The sequence below is a fragment of the Maribacter corallii genome (assembly GCF_047345415.1).
GTDB lineage: Bacteria > Bacteroidota > Bacteroidia > Flavobacteriales > Flavobacteriaceae > Maribacter_C.
This window is the reverse complement of record NZ_JBLFEP010000003.1, coordinates 545,515-571,635: the sequence shown is the minus strand read 5'-3', so window position 1 is coordinate 571,635 and position 26,121 is coordinate 545,515. Positions and strand designations below refer to the sequence as shown.

General features: G+C 43.8%; 20 protein-coding genes. 6 read left to right on the top strand and 14 right to left on the bottom strand.

Annotation, left to right across the window (positions count from 1 at the left end; translation table 11 throughout):
* Window positions 1-5: 5 nt before the first annotated feature.
* The 4 genes from ACKWCA_RS12420 to ACKWCA_RS12405 all read right to left on the bottom strand — a co-directional run bounded on the left by ACKWCA_RS12420 (window position 6) and on the right by ACKWCA_RS12405 (window position 3,449).
* Window positions 6-428, bottom strand: coding sequence for a response regulator (locus ACKWCA_RS12420; protein ID WP_413978522.1), 423 nt, complete (start codon window positions 426-428; stop codon window positions 6-8).
* Between the two features lie 146 nt (window positions 429-574).
* Window positions 575-1,240 carry a uracil-DNA glycosylase gene (gene ung, locus ACKWCA_RS12415; protein ID WP_413978521.1) on the bottom strand — a complete coding sequence of 222 codons (666 nt, stop codon included), beginning with the start codon at window positions 1,238-1,240 and terminating at the stop codon, window positions 575-577.
* Window positions 1,241-1,314: 74 nt separating this feature from the next.
* Window positions 1,315-2,373, bottom strand: a complete 1,059-nt coding sequence (locus ACKWCA_RS12410) for a DUF6340 family protein (RefSeq protein ID WP_413978520.1) — start codon at window positions 2,371-2,373, stop codon at window positions 1,315-1,317.
* Between the two features lie 26 nt (window positions 2,374-2,399).
* Complete coding sequence (locus ACKWCA_RS12405) at window positions 2,400-3,449, bottom strand: DUF6340 family protein (RefSeq protein WP_413978519.1); 1,050 nt, start codon at window positions 3,447-3,449, stop codon at window positions 2,400-2,402.
* Between the two features lie 247 nt (window positions 3,450-3,696).
* Between ACKWCA_RS12405 and ACKWCA_RS12400 the strand changes: the two genes are divergently transcribed.
* Entirely contained in the window at window positions 3,697-5,877 is a 2,181-nt protein-coding gene (locus tag ACKWCA_RS12400; RefSeq protein WP_413978518.1) for an endonuclease MutS2, read from the top strand.
* A gap of 158 nt (window positions 5,878-6,035) precedes the next feature.
* On the opposite strand, the gene ACKWCA_RS12395 is transcribed toward ACKWCA_RS12400, so the two are convergent.
* From ACKWCA_RS12395 to ACKWCA_RS12385, 3 genes are read right to left on the bottom strand one after another with little or no spacing between them, the layout of a single operon-like run.
* Window positions 6,036-7,898: a hypothetical protein gene (locus ACKWCA_RS12395; RefSeq protein ID WP_413978517.1), complete on the bottom strand. Its 1,863-nt coding sequence runs from the start codon at window positions 7,896-7,898 to the stop codon at window positions 6,036-6,038.
* Between the two features lie 11 nt (window positions 7,899-7,909).
* Entirely contained in the window at window positions 7,910-8,563 is a 654-nt protein-coding gene (locus ACKWCA_RS12390) for an outer membrane beta-barrel protein (protein WP_413978516.1), read from the bottom strand.
* Window positions 8,560-9,045 (bottom strand): T9SS type A sorting domain-containing protein, encoded by a 486-nt coding sequence (locus ACKWCA_RS12385; RefSeq protein ID WP_413978515.1) that lies wholly within the window; start codon window positions 9,043-9,045, stop codon window positions 8,560-8,562. The genes ACKWCA_RS12390 and ACKWCA_RS12385 overlap by 4 nt, the downstream gene beginning before the upstream one ends.
* Before the next feature lie 312 nt (window positions 9,046-9,357).
* Between ACKWCA_RS12385 and ACKWCA_RS12380 the strand changes: the two genes are divergently transcribed.
* The gene (locus ACKWCA_RS12380; protein ID WP_413978514.1) at window positions 9,358-11,259 is read left to right on the top strand and encodes a tetratricopeptide repeat protein; all 1,902 of its coding nucleotides are present in this window, start codon (window positions 9,358-9,360) and stop codon (window positions 11,257-11,259) included.
* 96 nt (window positions 11,260-11,355) lie between these two features.
* Here the strand turns inward: ACKWCA_RS12380 and ACKWCA_RS12375 are convergent, their stop codons facing one another.
* Window positions 11,356-13,197, bottom strand: a complete 1,842-nt coding sequence (locus ACKWCA_RS12375; protein WP_413978513.1) for a thiol-activated cytolysin family protein — start codon at window positions 13,195-13,197, stop codon at window positions 11,356-11,358.
* A 285-nt stretch (window positions 13,198-13,482) separates the two neighbouring features.
* Here ACKWCA_RS12375 and ACKWCA_RS12370 point away from each other — a divergent pair, with 285 nt between their 5' ends.
* The 4 genes from ACKWCA_RS12370 to ACKWCA_RS12355 all read left to right on the top strand — a co-directional run bounded on the left by ACKWCA_RS12370 (window position 13,483) and on the right by ACKWCA_RS12355 (window position 19,313).
* Window positions 13,483-15,369, top strand: coding sequence for a tetratricopeptide repeat protein (locus ACKWCA_RS12370; protein WP_413978512.1), 1,887 nt, complete (start codon window positions 13,483-13,485; stop codon window positions 15,367-15,369).
* Between the two features lie 39 nt (window positions 15,370-15,408).
* Complete coding sequence (locus ACKWCA_RS12365; RefSeq protein WP_413978511.1) at window positions 15,409-15,819, top strand: thiol-disulfide oxidoreductase DCC family protein; 411 nt, start codon at window positions 15,409-15,411, stop codon at window positions 15,817-15,819.
* A 3-nt stretch (window positions 15,820-15,822) separates the two neighbouring features.
* On the top strand, window positions 15,823-17,070 hold the full coding sequence (locus tag ACKWCA_RS12360) for a mechanosensitive ion channel family protein (RefSeq protein WP_413978510.1): 1,248 nt from the start codon (window positions 15,823-15,825) through the stop codon (window positions 17,068-17,070).
* A gap of 140 nt (window positions 17,071-17,210) precedes the next feature.
* Complete coding sequence (locus ACKWCA_RS12355) at window positions 17,211-19,313, top strand: DUF4139 domain-containing protein (protein ID WP_413978509.1); 2,103 nt, start codon at window positions 17,211-17,213, stop codon at window positions 19,311-19,313.
* A gap of 38 nt (window positions 19,314-19,351) precedes the next feature.
* Here ACKWCA_RS12355 and ACKWCA_RS12350 read toward each other — a convergent pair whose 3' ends face one another.
* From ACKWCA_RS12350 to aroC, 6 genes are all read right to left on the bottom strand, one after another.
* The gene (locus ACKWCA_RS12350; RefSeq protein WP_413978508.1) at window positions 19,352-20,170 is read right to left on the bottom strand and encodes an alpha/beta hydrolase; all 819 of its coding nucleotides are present in this window, start codon (window positions 20,168-20,170) and stop codon (window positions 19,352-19,354) included.
* A 7-nt stretch (window positions 20,171-20,177) separates the two neighbouring features.
* Window positions 20,178-21,350 (bottom strand): flavohemoglobin expression-modulating QEGLA motif protein, encoded by a 1,173-nt coding sequence (locus ACKWCA_RS12345; protein ID WP_413978507.1) that lies wholly within the window; start codon window positions 21,348-21,350, stop codon window positions 20,178-20,180.
* Window positions 21,347-22,171 (bottom strand): N-formylglutamate amidohydrolase, encoded by an 825-nt coding sequence (locus tag ACKWCA_RS12340; protein WP_413978506.1) that lies wholly within the window; start codon window positions 22,169-22,171, stop codon window positions 21,347-21,349. The genes ACKWCA_RS12345 and ACKWCA_RS12340 overlap by 4 nt, the downstream gene beginning before the upstream one ends.
* Window positions 22,164-23,195, bottom strand: coding sequence for a glutathione synthase (gene gshB / locus ACKWCA_RS12335; RefSeq protein ID WP_413978505.1), 1,032 nt, complete (start codon window positions 23,193-23,195; stop codon window positions 22,164-22,166). Before gshB ends, ACKWCA_RS12340 begins: the two co-directional genes overlap by 8 nt.
* Window positions 23,196-23,251: 56 nt before the next feature.
* Window positions 23,252-24,580, bottom strand: a complete 1,329-nt coding sequence (locus ACKWCA_RS12330; protein ID WP_413978504.1) for a dicarboxylate/amino acid:cation symporter — start codon at window positions 24,578-24,580, stop codon at window positions 23,252-23,254.
* A gap of 340 nt (window positions 24,581-24,920) precedes the next feature.
* Window positions 24,921-25,985, bottom strand: a complete 1,065-nt coding sequence (gene aroC, locus ACKWCA_RS12325; RefSeq protein ID WP_413978503.1) for a chorismate synthase — start codon at window positions 25,983-25,985, stop codon at window positions 24,921-24,923.
* Window positions 25,986-26,121 lie beyond the last annotated feature (136 nt).

The following is a 26,121-nucleotide window of genomic DNA, read 5'->3' as shown; positions in this document are numbered from 1 at the left end:
AACTGTTACGTCTTTTTTTTCCTGATGAAAAGCTTTTGGATAAGTCCGGTAAACTTTTTTTCAGACAGGGGTTTTCGAATAATGGCGTCTATATTCGGGTTTTTTGTTGCGCTGATCATCTCCTTTTCATTCTCACTTGTGGTCAACACCGCAATGAACGACTCATTTCGTAACTCCTCATCCAGCGAATCATAGGCCTCTAAAAATTTCCATCCATCCATAACGGGCATTCGCATGTCCAGCAACAATAAAAGGGGTTTCTCAAGTCTGGTTTTTTGATCCGTTAGCAAAGCTATAGCTTTTGCCCCGTTCGCTACTGTTTCGATTTCAATATCCAAATCGAGTCGTCGAATAAAAATTTTATTAAAAAGGTTGCTGATCTCATCATCGTCGATCAACACAACGGACTTAATGGGGGAGGCAATCAAGACGTCTTGGTTTGGTTACTAGTTCAAAATAATAATGTAATACTTTTACTATTCAAAAGTAAGAAAAACATTATTTAATTCAAAATAGCAGCGCACCCCGCGAGCTATAGCTTCCCTCGATCGAAATCGACAACCTCTCAAACCATTCACCAGTGAATTGGAGTTTGATTGTGGGTCTTGAGAATCGTATTCGTTTGACTAAAATGCTTATTTCCAAACCAATACCCTCTATTCGCACTTAATGGAGAAGGATGTCCGCTGGTAAGAACATGATGTTTCGAAGAATCGATAAGTACTGATTTCTTCTTCGCGAAACCGCCCCATAGCAAGAAAATAATGCCCCTACACTCTTCCGATACTTTTTGAATAACCGCATTTGTGAATTTTTCCCATCCCAAGTTCTGATGGCTTCCGGCCTGGTGCGCGCGAACGGTCAAAGTAGCATTCAGGAGCAATACGCCCTGTTCTGCCCACCGTTCAAGGTTACCGCTCGTCGGATAGGCTACGCCAAGATCCGTGTTGATTTCTTTGAAAATATTGATCAATGAAGGGGGATGCGCCACCCCGTCATTAACGGAAAAACATAAGCCATTGGCTTGACCTGGTCCATGATAGGGGTCTTGCCCTAGGATCACTACCTTAGTCTCATCAAAGGGACAATGGTCGAAAGCTGAAAATATGTACTTTCCTTTAGGATAACAGGTATGTCGGGTATACTCGTCTCGAATCGACTTCGTTAACGTATCAAAGTATGGTTTGTCAAATTCTTCGGAGAGTTTCTCCCGCCAACTAGAATGGATCTTAACGTTCATATATTTCGGATGGTGTTATACCCAAAAATACAAGAGATTTACGCAATACCCAGAAAATAGAAAAAGATTCGACCCTAGTCCTCAAAATTGAGATTGGCCATTTGAGCCTCCACTATAGGTTGACGGTCCAAACGATTCTCCAGCTCTTTTAGATAGCTTTGAGAGGCTTTATCATTCAAGTTTTGGTTGGCCTTAGTGGCCCATTCGTGTGCAGCGATAAGCTTACCTTCAAATTCCATTCCGACCGCCATATTGTGACAGGCTCGGCCCTTTATCTTCTTATTGGAATTTTCAGCGTCCTTCCTCCAAAGTGCCGCAGCGCTATCAATATCACCGGAAGCCATGATTTCACCGGCCTTTACAAGATTGTCCGTTCCTTTTACAAAATACTCACGGATGATTTTACGTTCATAAGGTTTCAATCGTTCACCGAAGGAATTACCAACCAATTTTCCCTTCGACATCAAGCTATCTTTTCGGCTACCAATGGCACGCAGTGCGGCAATTGGATCAATTCCCTTGGCTTTTGCTACCAATTGTTGGTCGTACGCATACTCATCTATAATCTTCTCATGAACGGGATCATAGATTTTCCAGTTGTTCTGAATGAGGGTTTCCAAGGTGATTTCATGAGCTGATACTTTCTCTTTTTCCCGCATCATGTTAAGCTGTTCCATTTTGGTTTTTCGCAATGAAACCTCGGTTTCAGCGTCAAAATGTGTCAAAGAGAACAGGGCGTCAATGTCATGCGTGGTACAAAGGGTCTTGATTTTCTCCCAAGAAGTACCTTCGGAGTCATTTAGCAACTTTCTAAGCTCATTCCCTGATACAACCAACAATTCCACCTCAAAACGATTATCCTCCCGCAATTCGCTTACTAAGGCCTCTAAAGCGGCATTCTGCGCTTGTTGTATCAACCATTGGTCCTCTATGGCCACCAAACCTTCAATTCCTTTGGTCGCTTTGGGTTGTTCTTCAGGTTCCACACTATTAAGAACCCCTACGCGGACGATTTTTGCGGACAAGTCCACTTTAGCGGGTTCCATAGATTTAATGGCCAATTGCTGTTTAGATCCGCAACTGCTTACGAACAGCACGACCCCTACCATCAATAGTTTAGCTATCTGTTTCATGTTTTAGGTTGAAATTAGCTGTCAATCTAACGGGCCAATTGTTGGTCGAGAACACGATTCTGGCGTATCCTGTAGTTGAGGACATTGACGTAGTCTAAGGCCAAATTGGTCCTGAAATCCGCATAGGACTTCGAGGCGAAACGTACAGCTTCGTCCAGATTGCCATTGATTTCATGACTTATAGCCATGTTATAATGTGCCCGACCTGCAATTTTTTCATCGGGATTGGTCAATTCCATTTCCCAAAGTTCCGCAGCTCCATCCCAATCACCTGCTTGCGCACGTCGTTGTGCGGTCTTGAAATTGTCGGTACCTCTGACGAAGTAATCCCTAGCGATACGGCGCGTTCTAGGTATTAATCGCTTGGCATAGGCAATACCGACATTTTTACTGTACTCTTGCACGGTCTCATTTCGACCTGCTACTGCCTCTACCGCCTTCATAGGATTGATTCCCTTCCCGCGGAAGACCATATTTTTGTTGAACAGGCGCTCGTCTACCACTTCCTTGATTTGAGGGTCATAGATGCGCCAACCGTTGACCACATTGGTCGCCAAAGTCACTTCTTGGGCCGGTACATCGACATCGACCCCTAGGCTATTGGGTAATTTCATGGTCGTGATCTTATAGTCGGCCTTGGTATCGGTGTCATAAAAGGCAAGGGAGAATAGAACATCGACCTGATGTTCCTGACAAATACGCTCCACTAGATCCCAAGATAAGGTTGCTGGCAATACCGCGAGGCCCTTTTTCACTTCTTCAACATTTTCGATAATCTTGATATCCTCAAAATTTTTGATGACGGATAATTCCGAAGAAAGGGAGGCTATAGCGGCCTCAGCCCCCTTTTTATCAAGGTTCAAGCCTTCGGCGGACAAAACTTTATCGATTTTATCTAAGGCGGTATTTCCTTTGGAAGGTAAACTCCGGTTGATGATACCTACACGCTTTACATCAGCGGGAAGATGAACGATAGCTGGCTCTGTGACGCCCATAGTCAATCGGTTGGTAGCGCCGCATGAGGTGATTAAGAGCGCTACAGCCAAGTAGACAAAGATGATAGGTCGGTTTTTCATAAGAGGTTAAATTATATGATATTCAGCGAATTGAATATCTATTTTAGGTCCATTAAGAACTGAAAATCGATCTGTTTATTGCATTTCAGGATGAAAAGACGGGGCACTAGGTCACTCTTTTTGGCATCCCAGTCGTTAAGGCAAGTAGAAAGACAATCTTCGGCCCACCCTCCGTATGCCGTGTTTATACCCGGCCGTTTTAATATCTCGGCCTATTGCCTACCTTTGCCATCGTTTTTAAATGAGGATGGATAAGACCCTACTAAAGGCAATTGAAGACTTGGAATTCCCAACCGTTCTGAATCAAATTGCACAGAGATGTATTACGGAATTAGGAAAAGAGAAGGCTCGCGCTATACAAATGCTTAGCGAGGAGGCTACGATACGATTTGTTTTGGGTCAAACCTCTGAATACCTATCATCCCTAGTCAGCGAAAATCGCATTCCCAATCATGGGTTCGACCGTATCGACCATGAAATCAAATTATTGGGAATTGAAAACACCACGCTTGAAATCGACGGTTTTCGAAAAATCGGGACGATATGCAATACGATCACTACACATAAGAAGTTCTTTTCAAAATTCAAGGAGTACTACCCGCTCTTGAACGACACCGCAGGGCGAATTGAAATGGAACCTAGTATTTCCAAGGAAATCAATGGGATTATCGACCGTTTTGGTGAAGTGAAGGATACCGCCTCCAACACGCTTTTTTCCATTCGAAGGGAAATCAATCGGGTCAAAGGGAAAATCGGACAAAGTTTCGCATCGGCCCTGAACCTGTATCATGGTTCGGATTATCTGGATGAAATACGGGAATCGGTTTACGAAAATCGCCGTGTTTTGGCAGTGAAGGCCATGTACCGACGTAAAGTAAAGGGTTCCGTGATGGGCTCTTCAAAAACCGGAAGTATCGTCTATATCGAGCCAGAAGCTACCTTGAACTATAGTCGCGAACTGAACAACCTGGAATTTGACGAAAAGGAGGAAATTCAACGCCTACTTCACCTGTTGACCGACTTTATCAGGCCTTTTCGGGTGTCTCTTGATGATTACCAATCGTTTTTGGCCACAATCGATGTCACGGCTGCCAAAGCAAAGTATGCTATAGATACCAAAGCCCTACTTCCAGAAATCAATTCGGAAAAAAGATTGTATTTGCGAGATGCTTACCATCCCCTGCTCTATTTGAGCAATTCCCTAAAGAACGAAAAAACCTTTCCACAGACCATTGAACTGCATCCCGAGAACAGGATTATTGTCATATCCGGACCCAATGCGGGTGGAAAGAGTATTACATTAAAGACCATTGGGTTACTGCAGGTGATGCTACAAAGCGGGTTGTTGATTCCGGTACATGAACGAAGCAGTGTTTGTCTGTTTGACAAGATAATGACCGATATTGGAGACAATCAATCCATTGAAAATCATTTAAGTACATACAGTTATCGGCTTAAGAACATGAACTCCTTTTTAAAGAAGTGCAATGCCAATACACTCTTTTTGATCGATGAGTTCGGCACCGGTAGCGACCCTGAACTAGGCGGTGCACTGGCGGAAGCCTTTTTGGAAGTCTTCTACGAACGTCAAGCCTTCGGGGTCATCACCACTCACTATGCCAATTTGAAGTTATTGGCGAATGAACTGCCCCATATCTCGAATGCGAACATGCTTTTCGATGGCAGAACACTGGAACCGACCTTTCAATTGGTGCTAGGCCAGGCCGGAAGTTCGTTCACTTTCGAAGTCGCCCAGAAGAACGGCATTCCCTATTCGCTCATAAACAAGGCAAAGAAGAAGATAGAGCGCGGAAAAGTGCGTTTTGATGCCACCATAGCCAAAATGCAAAAAGAACGCAGCAGAATGGCTAAAACAGGCTCTAGATTGCAAGAAGAAGAGTCCAAGGCAAAGGAAGAGGCGGCCCGTTTGGAGAAACTGAACGCTAAAATCAAGTCAAAACTTGAAAATTATCAAGAACTGTACGATCATGACCAACGCATGATCCATTTGGGCAACAAGGTGGAAAAAGTAGCGAATACCTACTTTCAGAACAAAAAGAAACGTCCCCTTGTTGCCGAATTACTGCGCATCGTCGAAACCGAAAATAGCAAACGAAAAAAGAAATCGGTCAAGGAGGACAAAGCCGAGCGTGTTAAAAAGGCCCAAGTCGCACAGGAAGTTCAAAAAGAGGTCAAAGTCATTCGGCAAAAAAAGAAGGTAGAAAAGAAAAACGCCTTCAGTAAAGAGCAAAACAAACCAAGACCTGTTTTTAAGATCGGTGACCGTGTACGCATGACCGACGGCAAGGCCGTTGGAACCATTGACAAACTTGAAAAAGGGAAGGCCGTGGTGAATTATGGCATGTTTACGACCAATGTGGGCGTGGAGCAATTGGAACTGGTCGAGCAGAAAAAAAATAAGCGCTAAAATACTTGTATTTCAGTGTTTTGCATAAAATCGTATACGATTTATAGAATTTAGGTGAGTACTTCAAAGAGGCGAATTCACGGGATTTTGGTAGGCTGTCCCATTTCTTGACCTATCGATGAGTCGGCCTTCCACTAGATTTTGGCCACCGGACCATCCTACTCACCCAATCCGGACACCAACACCATTAGGCGCTCCTTTGCCTTTTGATAAAAATTGGTGTATTCCTCAATATTTTCTGGAGTTGGATCGGTCAGTACCTTTTCCAAATAAGGCAATTCGGAAAACTTGAAATGGTCATTATTTCGATCCTCAACATGCATTAGTTCGTTGATTTCCAAAAAGGTTCCTTGGGTGTCCTTGGTGATATCGACCTCATATTGCCCCGCCATGAGTTCCTCTAAGGTTCGCGACCTTGTAGTTTGTATCGTATTGGCGACCGATACGGTACCCACGTCATAGTAATTCGGACGATAATTCGGGTTGACCTCAACAAGGGCTTGCTGCATGGCATTGAGCCGGGCCTGCATCTCACTGACCGTACGTGTTAGGTCATTGGAATTGATGCCCACGGCCGTATTGATATAACTGAACAATTCATTTCCGTGGTATTCTGACCAGGCCACCCCAATAATGCGGTCGTAATCATTGACACGCATGCCGTCAGGTGTTACCGCAATGGCCAGGCCATCGCCGTTTCCGGAGGGAAGAATATAATCGCCCTTGTTGACTTCCCCCAACACTTTTACCGGTACTTGCCCTAGAAAAGCGATTTGTTTATACTTGTTTTGGTCCTGTTCGGCCGGCATTGCGCCGGAAACAATAGGGCTTTTAGAGACCACCATAAAATGATCTGCTTCGATAAAGCTTTTGGAAATGACCCCTGCTTTCACACCTACTACATCACCGAAGGTCATTACCTCGTTCACATCGGACTTTTTTAGCCATTCCGCATAGTCCGCTCCTCCTGATTCAAAAGCAACTCCCACATTGGTTTCATGATAGGCCACATACAATGAAATTTGCACCCCTTGTGCAAAAAGGGCGAAAGCCGACCAAACGGCATCATCACAATCTCCGGCGATACCTACTCCCGCAATGCAGGCCCCAAGATTAAATCCAAAGCTGGCGGAAGCCTCCAACAAATCGATGTACTCCAACAACAGGTTCAGCGAGTAATCATTGTTCAGGTAAATGTCGAAAGCGCCGGGTGCAGGTGCAGGCGGGGCCGTATCATCATCCTCTTTCTCCTTCGCTTCGTCTTCGGTAGGCTCATTATCCTGAAGCACTTCAAGTATAAAGCCTTGATTGACATCGGAGAAGGCTTGAAACCCCTCTATACGACCAATCGGTGTGCCCGAGGCATCCCAAAAGGACATGAAATTCGATTGCCTACTGGGATTAGCGCTATTCAAGCTAATCGCCATACCGTGATCACTACCTTCCAATCGCAAGGGATAGGCGTCTATATCTGATTGATTTACGGTCTGCATACGTGCCTCTATCGTGACCCTTTCTAGAAAGCGGGAAGTACCCTCGACTTCTAAGGTATTCTGTAAACTCGTTGTTCCTTCTATGGCCACATCGCCCTCGGCGACAATGTCCCTATGGCGCACATAGGGGACGTAGGTCAGCTCTTGCCGACTGAATTCGGTAAAATTGTTCCCTGCGTCCAAGTCGATATCCACACGCAGTTGTTTCGCTCCGTCCCAACGAATACTGTCAAAAGTCCCCTCACTTTGTGATGTGATCGTGCCTAGTCCGATCATCAGGTTAATCGTGCCATAGGCATCGGTTTCCGTATTATGGGTTTCCTGATACTCCACGGTATCGGAAGCGCCCAAGATGGAGAATTGTACGGTCAGGGCCTGGTTGGCCAAGCTGTTCGCCGGCACATCGACCCCTGGAATTTCATCAGGGTTGGTGTCTACCAGTACAGCTTGATAGCTGATACCTTCCGTTTGGCCGAAAGTCAGCGACAATGCGAATAGCCCGAGGCATAGTGTGATAAGATGTTTCATAGTTTGTTGGTTTAAAGTGAACAGTTACATCCCGGTAACTTGATGATGATGCCAAGCCCCACCTGATGGGTTACGATATTTAGTTTTTCAGAATCCTGAGGGTTGCCATCCACCAATGAAAAGCTCATTCCATACCGGTATTGGAGGTAGAGGGCAGCGGTTTTGCTTATTGGATACTGCACCCCAAGGCCAATTCGTGGTACTAATAGAAAATTATCGAATTCGTTTTCATTAGTTAAATTAAAAACTTGATTGTTAACTATTTGAGTGCCTCTTACTAAATATTCAGTAGAAGTTGAAATCTTAGCGAAAAAGACAAATTCCTTAGATTGGGCGAACTTATAATCTATTCCGAGATTAAGGCCCAAGTAACTGACATCCCATTCAAAATAGCTGTCGGTCAAGGCGTCACCCCCGCGTGCGCTGTAATTCGACCATAATGCCCCGATCAAAATACCAACCTTATCGCCTTTAATCGGAATCTTGTACCCAAGGCCCAAGTTGGTGTTCGTACCTGCTTGTAGATTGTCTAGGGTACCCCCTGCTGAATTTTCATAAGAAAAGCTAGATATCGCTTGACCTAACTCGCCATAGATGACTTGTCCGAATGAAAAGCTGCAGAACAACAACAATAATAACGAGCATAGCCTTTTTCCCCTTTTCATAACTTGATCAGTTGTTTTACATTTTGCAGTGCACCGGATTTAACGGTCAATAAATAACCGCCTGAAGAAATCGCACGTGTATCCACCATGATCCTCAATGCCGTATCATATTCACGAAAAAGCACTTGTCGCCCCATCATATCGAATAGCGAGACGGATACTTCCTCTAAAGGCTCTTGCTCTAGATCGATATTGATTTGATCGATAAATGGGTTTGGATAAAAGGTAAGTGCCAAGCCAAAAGGAGTCTCCCCCAAGGCTGGCGGCCCCAGCGGTTGGATAAAACCCTGTCGAAGCCGGTTGGGACCAGCGGTGAATGTGCGTATCACACTCTGCTGAGAAACCGATTGCCACAAAAAGTAGCTCTTCGTACCAGCGTTTACGTTTAAACTAATCCCTGTACTGCCGAGGGTTTGTCTAACCAGACCTTGTGCCGGTACTCCCCAGGTAACTAAAAGAGCCAAAAGTACCAGATGTTTCATAACGTTTCTATTTTGATGGGGAACATTCCAAAAGTAGGGTACACTAGGGGTGTTTAGCTAATTTTGTCCATGGACAAACTATGGACAAAAAGCAGGATTTTCGTCCAAATGCACTATGGACAGGTCATGGAACATCAAAAACCCCGATTTTAGGAAAACCCCATAAAAACAAACGATTTACAGCATTGTACTTTGTCACAGGGGTAGAAACATCCATCTATTTGATATGGACAATAGGAATCCAAGGCCCTTGAACAACTTTTTGTTCTCCGTCCTATTATGCCTATCTTAAGCCTACAGATAACCACTGTTATGAAAACCTTGAAATACGCCGTCCTCTTTTTCTTTATTATTTTGCAAACCTTATCCGCTCAAAACAGAAAGAAAGAGCTGGATAGCCTGATTGCCCGGGCCCAATCTTTACCTGATGACACTTTGAAGGCTCAAGTATTGTCCAGAATTCATGAACGTATGATGTTTATGGATAATGAACGCGCGTTCGATTATGCCCAAGAGGCCTATGCCCTTTCAAAAAAAATCAACTACCAAAAAGGGGTCGCCAATGGCTATATACAGTTTGGCAATTATTACTACAATCAGTCCAAAAACGATTCCGCGGCCTATTTTCATCAACGCGCCCTAGAGAAATTCAAGGAAATCAAGTCCATCCGGGGACAGCTTTTTGCCCTGCATTCATTAGCGACCATCGAACGGGAGAAAGGGAGTTTTGAAAAGGCCATTGCCCTTACCCACTCCATTTTGGATATGTATACCGACGAAAACAGGGAGAATACCGATTTGGGGAATTTTGACCTTAGGGGTTCAGAATATGAGGTGCTGGGCGGCATCTATATGGAGAAAGGAAGCTATCGTATTGCCCTTGAAAATACACTGAAAGCGGTGCGTTTTTTCGAGGACATCGATGATGAGGTGCGAAAAGGGGATGCTTTAAAGCAATTATCCGACATTGAGTACCAACTGCGCAACTATGCCTCAAGTTTGGCCTATGCAGAAGAAGCCGTCGCCATTTACAAAAAGAACGATGATAAAATCTATCATGGATACGCCGCGAATTCGGCAGGTCTGGCCGCCGAGCAATTAGAAAACCTATCCCAGGCCGAGACCTACTTCCAAGAAGCCATCACCCTGGGAAGGGAAATGAACGTACAGTCCATCATTTCGCATTCCCTAAACGATTTGGCACGTCTTTTTTATTCCAAAGGAGCCTATAACGAGGCAAGGGACCTATTGACCGAATCATTGGAGATTTCAAAAAAGGAAGACATCAAAATGGATTTGATGGAGGCTTTGCATGAAATGGCCAATTTAGACCTCAGACAAGGGGCTTTACCCAAAGCCCTGGAGCAGATCAATGAAGTGATTCTCATCGCACGGGATATCGATGCCCTACCAAATCTTGGAAACGCCCTGAAAACAAGAGCGGCTATCCGAAACCAAATGGATCGAAATGATCTGGCCTATACCGATTTTCAAGCGTATCACAGTATTCAGGACAGCCTGTTCAATGAGCGGAAAAACCAGCAGATCGAAGAACTGAAGACCATTTACGAGACAGAGAAGAAAGAGGCTGAAATTACACTACAACAAGAAGAGATCAATACCCTGAACGAAAAGGCCAAAGTCGATAGGTTGACCAAAGGATTATATGCGGGTGGAATGTTCACTTTTGTGGCCATATCAGGACTACTGTTCTTTGGATTTCGGCAACGCATGAAGAAAAACAAAATCGAACGCGAGAAACAGGAAGCCATTTACAAACAGGAACTGGCCCACAAAAAGAAGGAATTAGCGAGTCAGACCCTACATTTGGTTCAAAAGAACACCTTTATTCAAGAATTGATGGAGAATCTTGAAAATATCAGAAATTCACCGGAGAAGTTTAAAATGGAATTCCGAAGAATCGTTATGCTGCTTAGAAAGGAAAATGCATCGGATAAAGACTGGGAGGTCTTTAAGACATACTTTGCCGATGTGCACAATGACTTTGACCAGAAACTGAAAACCTTATACGCCGATATCTCCGAAAAGGAGATTCGCTTGGCCGCCTTTTTGCGTATGAACCTGACTACCAAAGAAATTGCCGCTACCTTAAACGTGCTACCCGATAGTATCCTCAAATCGAAATACCGTTTAAAAAAGAAGCTGGCATTGGATAAATCGACTGATTTAAGCGGTTTTTTGAGTACCCTCTAACGAAAGGGTCAAAAAGCAACAACCGACACCAAGTTGTTGAATCGCAACTTTAGGTGCCGGCTGGGCCAATTCCAAATAAATATCCCCCGAATTTATTTAGAGATCAAATGGTCCTGAATTACCAAGGTTATCATACACATGGTACTTCGTTCCTGTATGGTCAAATAGGATGTATACTTTATTGTTGCCGAGATAAAACCCGATACCCGCACCTACCCTTTCGAAAGGAAGTGAATCATCAGGACCCCACTGGCGCGTATTGTTAACCGTTTCAAATTCGTTCGGATTATTCTTGTACTTCACGTACTGGGTTCCAGCACCGTTGAACATCCATCGCTGCGATGGCCCAAGGGGATCTTTTGAGCGAAACAACATCGCACCGACTCCCGAATTCGCGAAAGGGTTGTTGCCTACCGCTAGGTTTTCAATGTTTTGCTGGTTGTTGGTCCATTTGCCGCCAATTACGTAGTTGTAGAACAGGCCATTCCGCGACATCACCATAATGGTATTGTCACTACCCGATTGATTGCCCTCGATGTTGCAGGCCGCTCCGATTCCGTTATCCCCGAAAGGTACCTCCCCTTCAAAAAGGTTCGACAAAGGAAATGGTCCCTCTAATTTCCCTTCAAAACTGCGCATATAGTCCTTTCCATCCATACTGATCAAGATGAATTCGGTCCCTTGAAGGGCAAAAGCGGCACCCACAGGTCCCATTCGCGACAAGACCTGACCTTTCCAGTGGGCCGTATGAATCGGTTCACCACCTCCAGACGAAGGCGTACATTCGGTAACATCGTATTGTGTAGCTAGTTGTACTCCGACAATTTGGTTGGTGTTCACACTACGCACTACATAGCTTAAGGGCAGTCCAGATGAAATGGTACTACTTTGGGCAAGCAGGTCGACCAACTCGGAAAGATTTCCCCCTATGGTACGTATGGTAGACTCCGATTCACCTCCAAAGGCCATAACCTTTATCTTGACCTCACTCAGGTCACTGATATAAGAAGCATCTATTTCGACATCCGTTTTTCCTGCAACTGCTTGAAATTCGGCATCGACGGCAGCGTTCATTTCAGTATATGAAGAGGTAGACTCGATGAGCATGTAGTAAATACGGCCATACGAAACATCACTGATATAGGTGGCAGGGTTGCCTTCTTGCACATACCGCGCCAAATCGTCTGGTGTAACGGAATCGGCAAAAAGTCCCTTCAAGCTTGTAGGGATGTCAAAAGACATGGTATAGAAATTCTGTTTCAGTTCTACCAGAATACGATTGTACTCCTTTTCGGAACTAAAATCGAAGTCGGCACTGATGTCCGCAAAGGCATTTTCAAAATCCACTCCCATACTCAGGGCCAATGCCTGTCTGCTTTGTACTTGGCTGTAATTGAACGAGAAATTGGCAGGTAGATCCTGGGGTGAATTCGCTATTATATTGTTCATGGCGTCCTGAATAGAGCTTTTGGCCACCTTATCCACGGTAAAACTGGAGGCCAGATTACCATTGTTGAGATTATAGGATATCGTTCCCCCCGAACGTTCTACCGCAATGACATCGGGTGTAGCCTTTTTTAGGGATTTCCCTTGCAATAAGCTCCCGGGGTAGATTACCGAAGCATTGGGATTAAAAAGTGGAAATCCATCCCTACCGGTTCCGCCACCTTTTAAAGCGTCATACGTTTTCGTAGTACAGTTCCAAACTTCGCCTTCAATGACTTCGTTCGTTTCCATCTCTTCGACAAGTTCTTCGGAAGATTGTGGTGTAGCAAATTCGCCAGCGCTTGAGACGACTTGGGTAAATTCAGCCTCAAGGTCTTCCTGATTCACTTCTGGGTTCGGTGCTTCCCCGCCACTATCCTTACTGCAGGATAGCGCAATGATCAATACTGAAAATGCGAGGACTTTCTTTAAGGTAATCGTTCTTGTTTTCATAATGCTATTATTTTGATTCAACACTCCAAACCTAAACCGGAAAACCAACCCTACCCAATATAGTACATGGACAAAGCATGGACGTATTTGGCGAAAACCGGGTTTTGCCCCCATGGACTTGCCATGATCAGCATCAAATCAATTATACTTAATTATTTGATTATCAATATTTTAAAAAAAATATTGAATTTTGGACTTCACACACGGCATGGACAAAGTATGGACAACGGGGTTTGACCCCTAGAATGGGGTAACTTGATATCATCTTAGTTCAAATACCACATAATGTCTACAAAATCAATCAGTATATTAGTCCTGTTGCTCTGTACTTGGCATAGTTACGGACAAGGGAAAAACCAAGTCAAGGTCGATAGTCTTTTACAACTGTATTCGGATTCCAAAAAAATCGAGGAACGAATCGAAATTTTGGATGACATCATCGATCTGCTCATCTATAATGATTCTGACAAGGCCAAAACGTATATCATGCAAATGAAGCGGATATCCGCAGATGCCAAATATGCTCCGGGAATATTACGCGGGGACTTTAATTTGGGATACCATTACTTCAATCTACAGGAAATGGATTCAGCGGAACACTATTTCAACCTTACCCTGAAACGGTCGAAGAACATGAACGATGATTCCTTCATCGGAAGCACCTTGAAGAATTTGTCCATCTTAAAGGCACATAATGGAAAGTATCCGGAGGCTATCCGCTTGATGGATAGTGTGGCTATAATCAGCTTGAATAACAAGGATTATCTACGCTACGGCTCGGCGTTAAGCGATAATGGGGTGCATTATTATGAAATGGGGAACTATCCCAAGGCCATGGAACTCTACAAACGGGCGCTCGATACCTATGATACCCTGAAGATCACTACCTACCACCAAGCGGATCTATTTCGCAATCTCGGCAAGCTACACAATGTGCAGCAAAACTATGACAAGGCCATCGATTACTTTGACCGGGCTATTGCGGTATATCAAGAACTGGAGGATAATTTCTTTCATGCGAACACCCTAGTGGACGTCGGCAATGTATACTCCTCCTTAAAGCAATTCGATATCTCCATAAAGAAGTATGAGGCCAGTTTGCAGCTCGCGAAGGAGAATAACTTTCCTTCAGCGGAAGTTATCGCCTACGGTAATATCGGTAGTGAGTACATCAACCTGAAGAAATTCCAAAAAGCCCTGGAATACCTGGAAAAAGCAGTGAATCTAGGAAAAAAGACCTCCGCTACGAATAATCTGGCGACCGATATGACCAATCTGGGCTATGCCTATGGCTTCAGCGGAAGGTTCGATCAGGGTATGGGCTATCTAAATAAGGCGGTGGCACTAGCAGATTCCATAGGAGTGAACAACGAGTTACAAACCGCACTTTATCAAAGGGGAAAGGTATATGAAAACAATGGCAATTTGGAAAAGGCCATAGTGGACTACGAACGATCACGGATAATCAACGATAGTCTCTTCTCCAAAGAACGTTTGAAACAAATCAATGAATTGCAGACCCTCTACGAAACGGAACGCAAAGAAGCCGAAATAGGCCTTCAAGCCGAAGAAATCAAGACCTTGAACACTCAGGCCGAAGTTGACCGGCTTACCAAAGGCCTCTATGCCGGTGGTATGTTTACCTTTATCGTCGTTTCGGGCCTCCTGTTCTTTGGTTTTCGCCAACGCATCAAAAGGAATCGTTTGGCCCGTGAGAAAGAGATAGCGATTTATAAACAGGAACTGGCCCACAAAAAGAAGGAATTGGCCAGTCAGACCCTGCACTTGGTCCAAAAAAATACCTTTATTCAAGAATTGATGAAAAACCTTGAAGGCATCAAAAATTCTCCTGATAAGTTCAAAATGGAATACCGGAGAATCGTCATGCTGCTTAAAAAGGAAAACGCCTCCGATAAAGACTGGGAAGTATTCAAGACCTACTTCAGCGAAGTACACAACGATTTTGATCAGAAGTTAAAAACCATATACGCCGATATTTCAGAAAAGGAAATACGCCTAGCGGCCTTTTTACGAATGAACCTCACCACCAAGGAAATTGCGGCCACCTTAAACGTCTTACCGGATAGCATCCTAAAATCAAAATACCGTCTAAAAAAGAAACTCGGCCTCAGCAAGGAAACCGATTTTAGCAGTTTCTTAAATACGTTATAAAAAATAGTCTATGCCTTTAGGCTGTCGTATCTTTGCAAAGTGGAAACTTCAAAAAAAATAATCCTCTTTGATGGTGTTTGTAACCTCTGTAACGGCTTTGTTCAGTTTGTGATCAAACGCGACAAAAATGATGTATTCCGATATGCCTCTTTGCAAAGTGAAATCGGTGAACAATTGATTTCAGAACGGGGAATCGATACCAAAACCATAGATTCGGTCATATTGATCGTACCCGGAGTGGCCTACTACCTCAAATCGGGCGCTGCGCTGCAAATTGGAAGAGAACTTAAGGGGTACCGTACACTCTCAAGGGTATTGATTTTGATTCCCAGAGGTTTACGGAATATCGTATACGATTTGATTGCTCGGTATCGGTATGCCTGGTTCGGTAAAAAGGACCAATGTATGATTCCTACGCCTGATTTAAGGGCTAAATTTTTGGACACTTAACGCATGGAACGATTATCGCATAAGATCTATGATATTCTGGTCGATATGGGGCTTTCTTCAGATTGGGCCGCCTATATCAATCTGGCCATTTTGTTTATAGGCCTGCTGCTCCTATTACTGCTTTTGGACTTTATTTTACGTAAGGTGCTCATCGGGCTCTTTTCTCGACTCTCCCTCAATTCCAAGACCCATTTTGATGATTTGTTGGTCAAAAACAGGGCGCCAAGAAACATTGCCCATATCGTTCCCTTGTTGTTGCTTGCAAAAGCCATACCCACGGTGTTTCAAGATTTTCCCCAAATAGGCGGATTTCTGCTTAAGGCCATTGAAGTGCTCGGTATATTTCTGTTCTTATGGATTGTCAAAAGCCTACTGCAGACGATTAGGGACTTTCTTAAAACACTCCCGAACCTGAAGGATAAGCCTATAGACAGCTATATTCAGGTGTTTATGATTTTTGCTTGGGCCATTGGGCTCTTTTTTGCCTTTTCTATTGTAACTGGCGTGGAACTATGGAAGTTTCTCACGGCCTTAGGTACAGCCTCAGCGGTTATTATCTTGGTTTTTCGGGATACTATTTTAGGTTTTGTAGCGAGTTTACAGGTCTCGATCAATGATATGGTCCGTATCGGTGATTGGATTACCTTCGAAAAGTACGGGGCCGACGGTGATGTAATAGAAATCAACTTGGCTACCGTAAAGGTACAGAACTTTGATAAGACCATCACCACCATACCCACCTATGCCCTGATTTCAGACTCCTTTAAGAATTGGAGGGGCATGAGTAATTCTGGGGGAAGACGTATCAAAAGGTCACTGATCATCAAGCAAGAAAGCATTCGATTTTTGGACAAAAACGGCCTTGCTAAACTCAAAAAGATTGAATTACTTACGGAATATCTTGAAAAACGTGGAGAGGCTATCGAGACTTATAACAAGGAAAATGAAGTGGACAAGTCGTTATTGATCAATGGCAGAAACCTGACCAATATCGGAGTGTTTCGAAAGTATGTCGATGCCTACATCAATAGGCATTCGGGAATCAATAAGGATATGACCATTATGGTTCGCCAGTTGCAACCTTCAGCTCAAGGTATTCCCTTGGAAATCTATGCCTTTAGTAGTGATAAACGCTGGCAGAATTATGAATACATCATGGCCGATATCTTCGACCATCTTTTGGCTGCCGTCTCATTTTTTGACCTTGAGGTCTTTGAATTGCCCAGTAGTAGTTCCTTTAGCACAACGTAGTATATTTCAAAGATAGGCCTATTCTAGGTTAGCTAAGCCAGAAGACTACTTCCCTAAGTATAAGCGACCACTCCCCCATTTTGGATTTTCCATACAGTCTATCGACGCTAAGTTTACCCAAACTTTAAACAACGACCGATATGAAAAATCTATTCTTATGCTTAGCATTAGTTCCCTTATTCCTGATGGGAAACGATAAAAAAATCAGTTCTGAAATCAAAGAGGTGACTGTTTATCTGAACGGGGCCCAAATCACTAGAACAGCCCTTTGCAAGCTTCCAGAAGGCACTTCCGAGCTTACCTTAACGGGGTTGTCCACAAAAATCGATGAAAGTAGCATTCAAATTTCAGGTCTGAAGGGGGTCTCGATCCTATCACTTGAATACGATATTAATTATATGGCGATTGAGGTGGACCAATCGACTTTGTCTCCTTTACACCTTAGATTGGAACATATCGAAACGGAAATAGCGAGGCTAAAAAATCAAATTTCCGGTCTTGAAGAGGAAGCTGAGGTCCTCTATTCCAATAGAACGGTAAGCACGCGAACACAAGGGTTGAGTCTTGAAAAGGTAAAAGAGATCAGCACATACTACCGTGAGCGAATTACCGCCATTAAGAATGAGGTTTTCAACGCGAACCTAAAGGTAAAAGGACTAAACGAGGAGACTCGAACGATTCAAAATCAATTGGCTGAGTTGAACAATACTCCAGAAAAAGAACAAGGTGAACTTAAAATCACCTTCGATGCCCCGGTAGTGAGTACTTTGAATCTCTTGGTTTCGTATCAAGTATCGGACGCCGGTTGGATTCCGAACTATGACATCAAATCCGAAGAAATCGACGCTCCTTTGAAACTGACCTATAAAGCCCATGTATACCAGAAAACAGGTAATGACTGGACCAATGTCAATGTTACGCTATCAACCGGGAATCCTGCCTTAAATGTTGCTAAACCACATTTGGGCACTAAGTACCTAAACTTCACGAATGGGTATCGCACCATGACGCGAAATACTACCAAAAAGAAACGCTACGTGTACAATCCCTCGGTAAAGACCGTCTCTGGAACGGTATTGGATGAGTCAGGAGCAACTCTTCCTGGTGCGCGTATAGTGGTCAAAGGAACCTCAAACGGAACCCAAACCGATTTCGATGGCCACTTTTCGCTAGATGTAGAAAACGGACAGGAGTTATCAGTGTCCTACATTGGTTTCGATACTACCGTACTTCCCATTTATTCTTCGGTTATGAATATCCGACTCAATGAAGATATGCGTAATATACAAACCTTGGATGAAGTAGTTGTAACTGGATACGGCACGCAGAAAAAGAAAGCTTACACGGCTGCGGTCACCGCGATTAGTACCGAAAAAATTCTTGCGGGAAGAATTGGCGGAGTCAAAATACGCGAAAGTTCTTCCATTAAAGGCAAATCGAGTAATATACCTTTACCTAAACCCTTATATGTAATAGATGGTATACCAGTGGCGGGCTTCGAGGACGGTGATCTGGACATGGACGAAATACAATCCGTTGAAGTCTTAAAAGGAGCTGAAACCGCAGCCATTTATGGTAGCCGGGCGAGTAATGGCGTGATTGTCATTACTACTAGGAAGAGCACCCTCAAGGATGACGTAACCCATGCCAAATTCGTCATTAAAAAGGCCTACTCCGTGCCTTCGGATGGCGATATTACCGCTATTGAAATCAATACCTTCAAGCTCGATGCCCAATATGAATATTTTGCAGCGCCCATTATCAATGAGAATGTCTTTTTGACCTCCAGATTCGAAAATTGGGAACAGTATAACCTTTTACCGGGCGAAGCGAGTATTTATTTCAAAGGGGGGTATGCGGGTAAAACATCGGTGGATCCTTACACGACCAAAAAGGAAATGACGGTCTCTCTAGGAATCGATCCGAATATTACGGTCACTAGAAAGCAAAACAAAAACTTTAAGAGCAAAAACTTTACCGGTAGTAATCGAATTCTCGACAGAAATTACGATTTGGAAGTGAAAAATAACAAGGCGGTTAGTATTGATCTAAAATTGGTGGATCGAATTCCCATATCACAAAACAAAGAAATTAGGGTCGATGATATCGAAACCAACAACGGAGCATACGATACAAAGAAGGGCCTACTCCATTGGAATTTAAAACTTTCTCCCCAGGAAACTAAGACCGAAAGCTTTTCATTCCAGGTGCGCTACCCAAAATATAAGAGAATTACCATTTAACCAAGATAACGTCCGAGTTACCCATATACCCACGGGCTTTATTCAAGAATCGTGATCAAAGCTCCAAAATAAGGATCTTCAAAGTTCGATAGGTCATTGTGGTTCCCCCCTTCTATGGAATGCAAGTACTTTTCCACGGCTTTTGAGCGCTCATACAGCCGCTGCCCCATCTCAATCGGAATCAAATCATCATCGGTGCCGTGGATCAGGTAGGTTGGAATATTAATTTGGGATACATTTTCGATGTTTTGGAACCGAAACTTCAACAGCCATTTGGCAGGAATAAACGGGTAGGTTTCTTGGGCAACCTCCAACAGACTTGTCGGCGTCGATTCTAAGATAAGCCTTCGGGGGGCATTGTTTTTGGTGATATGGGTGGCGAAAAAACCTCCTAAAGAGCGACCATATACCGTGATAGCATCCTCAGGGAACAGGTTTTGGCAATAGTTGTAAAATAAGAGGCCGTCATTGAGCATCAATTCTTCGCGTCGCTTGCCCCTACTCTTGCCATAACCTCGATAATCCCATAATACCACATCATAATGGTATCGCTTTGCCAAGGTTTCTCCCCAAGCGCCCCATGAATCGAGTTCACCGGCATTCCCGTGGTTATAAAGAATGACTCCTTTTGGATTTTCGACTTTGAAATGAAGTCCATTGAGTACGGCACCATCTTCTGCAGTCAAAAACAGTTCCTCAAATTTCGTTTCGAACTGATATTGGTACTCCTGGGGTAAGGTTTTACTATAGAAGATCAGTTTTTCCTGAAAAAAATATACCATTGTAAATATAATCGCCAGCGCTATGAGGGAAATGTTCAAAAAACGTCTGCCCCCCTTTTTAACGGTTTCACGCATCACAAAACTACTTCAGATTATTCAGAATAAAATCCAAGGTCTTGTTCAAGTTATTGTTTTGTTTATAGGCCAAATTTGTGTGTCGGTTTTTGCTGACCAAGCTTTTTTTGGCTAAACTTCGTATGGCAGATTCATAATCCAAGGAGACCTTTCCGGTCAATAAAGGTTCCATAGATTCCTCTTTGAGGTATCGTTTATAAATCTTTCGCAACCCACTTAGATATAAGCGGTCTTTGGTAAAGCCTCCCCCTCGATGTGCCCTAAGGGTAATGGCGAAGGCATCATTTCGGTTCAATTTATATTGGTTGTGAATGAGGTCAAAGGTATCGGAAAAGGTATATCCCTTGATCAAGCTATCGGACGCCAATACACGATACGCTAATTCTTTTAACCGTTTTAGGGTCAACGCTCCGCTCATGTATTCACTAAAAACGGCTAGACCTTCTTGTGTTTCCACATTTTTGGGGAATCCGTTTGAAAACACCTTCAATGGCTGCCCCATAGCATTATAGGTGGTCACCAAATGCACCCCGATTTCATGATTGGCCAGTGTTAGGAGTTGATTCTTACTAAATTTTACATTGCGCTTGATAAAAAGGGTTTGACTGGCATTACTCACCATGGCATCGGCCGCGATATGCGTCGAAAACTTAATCTGCAAAGGAAAATCATATTGCTGGGCAAAATCCTCAAAGTATTCCTTGGCTTCTTCGGGAGTGTAAATCTTTTCCATATCCCCAGTAATCGGTTCGCTGGCGAAATGCAAAATAAACCGTGCATTCTCCACGTCTTTCTCGGTTGGGGAACCATAAACACGTAGGGAGTTGTAATGAAACCGACGTTTTTGTCCTATGGTCTCGATACACTGCACCATATTGGAATAGTAGTAGACAATCTCTTTGTACAAGCCGCGTATGTCTTCATCATCTATACGTTCAAGACGTTGTGAAAAAAATAGCCGATGGAGTTTATACGGGTTGAATTTCAGCTTTGGATATCGAAAAACCGGATCCTTAGCATATTTTGAACTGAAGAAATGATGCTTCTCCTTTTCGATATTCAACGGGTTTACATAGCTGAGCAGCTCGATTTTCTTGATCAGACGATCTAAATTTCCATCAATATCAAAAAGCGCAGCGTATTCGTGCTGCAATTCATGAAGCTCTTGTGGTTGAATCATAGGGTTTCGTTGAATTCTTGAAGCTGTAAAGGTATGAATTCCTTGAGATGCTTCTCCACAGAACGCACTACTTCCGGATAAAGTATGCCCGTATACTCGTCACAGTACACTTTCGCAATTTCAGTAGCCAATACCAAGGTGTTTCCAAAGTTTTGGGTAATATATTTTAGAAAATAGCCGTTGCCCTGAAAGGTATCATTGATTTTAGAAGTAGATTGAATACCGTTGGGAAGGCCCATGGTACCCAATTTATGACTCCAGCTCTCGGCCAGATTTCCAAATCGGTCTGTATCGATATTGGCCGTACCTAAATTCCAAGTCGGCACGGGTCTGTCCCAACGTTTCCAGTTATAGCTATGCATATCGAAAACAAGGGCTTTCCCGTACAAGGCTTCGATCTTCTCAACTAAAGCTCCGACTACTTTGTAAAATGTATGATGCTTTTTTAAGCTATTTTCTTTTTCATTTGAAGGCAATGGTTCTCTCCATAGTTGTTTCCCCCATGCATCCGTGTATATCGCAGTTTCCGGAGCACGGTTTAAGTCGTATTCAAAACGACTATCACAACCCGCAATTACGATGGGGTGCGACTGTACCATTTCTTTGGTACACGGATCTTCTTCATACCACCGGTCGTATTCGGTGTGTAGGCAATTGTCCCACAACGACTTTCTAAATTGGTGTCCATCGTGTACCGCCCCGCAGATGTAGGGCGCATAATGCGCTATTTTAATGGTGAAGGAATAGTCTTCCGAAACCGCTTCAAACGGGGTTTCCGAGGCTATATTCGAAATAATATCGGAAATGGAAAGTCTAAGCATTTTCAACTTCATCACGTAATCGCGATCGTCGCTGAAAGGCGTTTAGCTTGTCGACGACCTTACTTTCAACGAAATCGATTACTTTACACTGCAATTTGGTTTTGTAGACCTTATTCATATAGGTTACTCCTCCCGGAGACATTACATTCACTTCAACCAACTTCCCTCCAATCACGTCAATACCGACAAAATAGAGTCCGTCATTGACCAATTTTGGGCCGATCTGCTTGCAAAGGGCTTTTTCTTCCTTGGTCAATTGGTGTTTCGCGACGGATCCCCCGGCGGAAACATTTGAACGGTGATCATCCGAACCTGGTACCCGTTTCATAGCTCCTATGGGTTCTCCATTCAAGAGCAGGATACGAATATCACCTTGGTCAGCACCTTCAATATATGCTTGAAGTATAACATAGTTTGAAGTTCCATCTGAGTTAGTTACATAAAAATCAAGTAATGATTTGATATTATTCATTGCCGATTTTTCAATAAGAATAACCCCTGAGCCTCCGTAACCATTTAATGGCTTGAGAATCATCTTTTCGGCATCGGATTCCTTGATTTGCCGAAGCAGGTAATCCTTGTTTTTCGAGACGTGGGTAGCCGGTATAATATTGCTATGGGAATCACCAAAGGCAGCGGTATATAATTTATTATTGGCCTCACGCATACCCTGTAGTGAATTCATGATAAATACATCATCCTTAACAGAGTCCAAAAAATTGAGCATGATAGGGTCCAATGGCGGATTGGCTCTCATGAAGATCACATCGAATCCGGCCAAAGGCAGCATCTCCTCTCGCAGTTTTGCCTGTTTGTAAAATGACTTTAGGTTCCCCGGCACTTTGTCCATTCGTCCAATAACGGTACAGAATGCATTCGTAACACTGTTTCTAATCGTTAGGTTTGCGGGTGAGCACAAGGCTACCCCGTGTTTGCGCTTGACACACTCATGGATCATCGCCAGACTCGTATCGTTTTCGGGGTCAATTTCCTCCCATGGATACATTAAAAAGCAGATATTCATAGCAAATCGGTTTATATCATTTGTGTAGCGGTCTTCTACAGTACATTTTCAACTATTTATTTAACTTCATCGTAATGGTCGTCCCAATTTTTTGCTTTAGGGTCATCATGTAGTTTCCCTACGGACTTCGCCACAATAGTCGACACCGTGGCATCCCCAGTAATATTCACAACGGTTCGTAACATATCCAGGGGTCTATCCACCGCAAAAATCAGCGCCAGACCAATAGCATATTTATCGGCCGGAAAGCCGACGGATTCCAGAACGATGACCAACATGACCATTCCGGCACCGGGCACGGCGGCAGTACCGATAGATGCCAACAATGCCGTCAAGACTATAGTGAGTTGCCCACTTAAAGGCAAATCGAAACTCAAGGCTTGGGCAATAAATACGGCGGCGATGCCTTGATACAAGCTGGTTCCATCCATGTTTACCGTTGCCCCTACGGGCAAGACAAAACTCGACACTTCTTTATCAACACCGATGTGCTCTTCCACGCGCTCCATGGTTACAGGTAAGGTAGCTGCACTTGAACTCGTGGAGAAGGCAAGTAGTTGCGCCGGACTGAGCTGTTTTAAAAACCAAAATGGATTCTTTTTCGCGAAGACGGACACCAAGACGCAGTAGAAAACGATCATCAAGAAGAGACCAAGAACAACTACTCCCGCATATTTAAGTAATGCCAGCAAAATCTCTGGGTCGCTGGAAGATACGACAACGTTTGCCAACAAGGCGAACACGGCAAATGGTGCAGTGAGCATAATCAGATCCACCATTTTCAAGACCACATCATTGAGAGAATCAAAGAAGTTTTTTAAGGGTGTGGCTTTCTCCTCACCGATCAATAGCATGGAAATGCCCATAAATATGGTAAAGAAAATCACTTGTAGCATTAATTGATTGTTGCCCAGGGCACTTACAGCATTATCCGGTACCATGTCTTCCAAAAACTTCAAGGGACCACTTTCCTTTTGTCTTGAAGCCTCTTCCAATTTAGCGGTCACTCCGCTATCCGTGGCATAGGTGGCGGTCAGTTTGTCTATGGTTTCTTCCGAAATGCCATTTCCGGGCTGAAAAAGATTGACCAAGACCAAACCCAATATAATAGCGACGGTAGTGGTACCAATATAAATACCTATAGTTCGCAGACCGATATTCCTAAACTTTGATATATCCTGGAGGTCTGAAATGCCCTTGATCAAAGAGGCTAAAATGAGGGGGACAGCTATGAGCTTCAAAAGTTTAATGAAAATTGTTCCGAAAGGGGCAACCCAGTCCGTCACAAAATCCTTTCCCCAGTCGAAATAGGTCATGCCGAACCCAAAAAGGAGTCCCAGAACCATTCCGATAAGAATCTGCCAATGCAATTCAAGCTTCCTCATAGATCAAAGTTGATTTAGGGAAGTAAGATAATATTAAAATACGAGGTACAAAATTTGAAAGGTAAAATTGGATGCGATAAGGTTTATGGACCCGTGGGAAAGAGGCGGTTGGCGGTTGGCGGTTGGCGGTTGGCGGTTGGCGGTTGGCGGTTGGCGGTTGGCGGTTGGCGGTTGGTAATAAACAAAAAATAAGGGGTAGTCACAATTAGTACGAGACAATCCTAGATAGGGAATTGATTTGAAATTATGTGCAGTTCGAGCACGAAGTATGGTTTTGAGGCAGGATGCTCGAAGTAGAAAGTATGACGCGCCGCATGGGACAACCTGCAAAACCCTAAACCTATAACTTGATGGTCCGGTTCAAAAGGGAATAATCCGCTAAAACGAGTGCGGTCATGGCTTCTACAATGGGCACCGCTCGGGGTACCACACAGGGATCATGCCTCCCTTTGCCCTTGGTTTGAACGGTATTACCTTCTTTATCAATAGTCTCATATCCTTGAATAACCGTAGCCACCGGCTTAAACGCAATGTTAAAGTAAATATCCATCCCATTACTAATACCTCCCTGAATACCACCACTATAGTTCGTTTTTGTAGACCCGTCTGAATTGAATTGGTCATTGTGTGCACTGCCCTTCATCTTGACCCCTTCGAAACCACTGCCATACTCAAAGCCCTTTACCGCATTTATGGAAAGCATGGCTTTTCCTAGTTCGGCATGAAGCTTGTCAAATACGGGTTCGCCTAAACCAATAGGGACATGCTGTGCCACGCCGGTGATTACACCGCCAACTGTATCGCCTTCTTTTCTGACCTCTTTGATATAGGCCTCCATTTGTCTAGCCATTTCCGGATCGGGACAACGCACCGGATTCGATTCAGTCAGCGAGAGATCCAAATCTTGATAGTGCTTTTCAAGGCGTAAATCCCCCACCTGAGATACAAAAGCATTGATTTTGATGGAACTGAGAAATTGTTTTGCAATTGCGCCGGCCACCACCCTACTCGCCGTCTCGCGCGCAGAACTTCGACCACCACCCCGGTAATCCCGAAATCCATATTTCTGATCGTAGACATAGTCCGCATGCGAGGGACGGTATGAATCTTTAATATGTGAGTAGTCGTTTGATTTTTGATTGGTATTACGAATCGCGAAACCTATTGGAGTCCCAGTCGTCTTTCCGTCAAAAATTCCCGAAAAGAATTCGACCGTATCGGGCTCTTTGCGTTGGGTAACAATGGAGGACTGTCCTGGTTTTCTCCGATTCAGCTCATGTTGCACAGCATCTAAATCAATCTTGATTCCTGCGGGGCATCCATCTAAAACACCGCCAATCGCGACCCCGTGCGATTCTCCAAAAGTTGTTAGTTTAAATAGGTTGCCGAAGGTGTTTCCTGCCATTATCGAGTTGTAAGTATTGAATTTCAAAGGTAAATCTTAAATCACAGTCGACCAAAACAACGGCCCTCCTAATGTTTTGATAACATCGCGACGAAAACCATAGACTAAACTTAACCTTAGCTAAATCATATCTTGA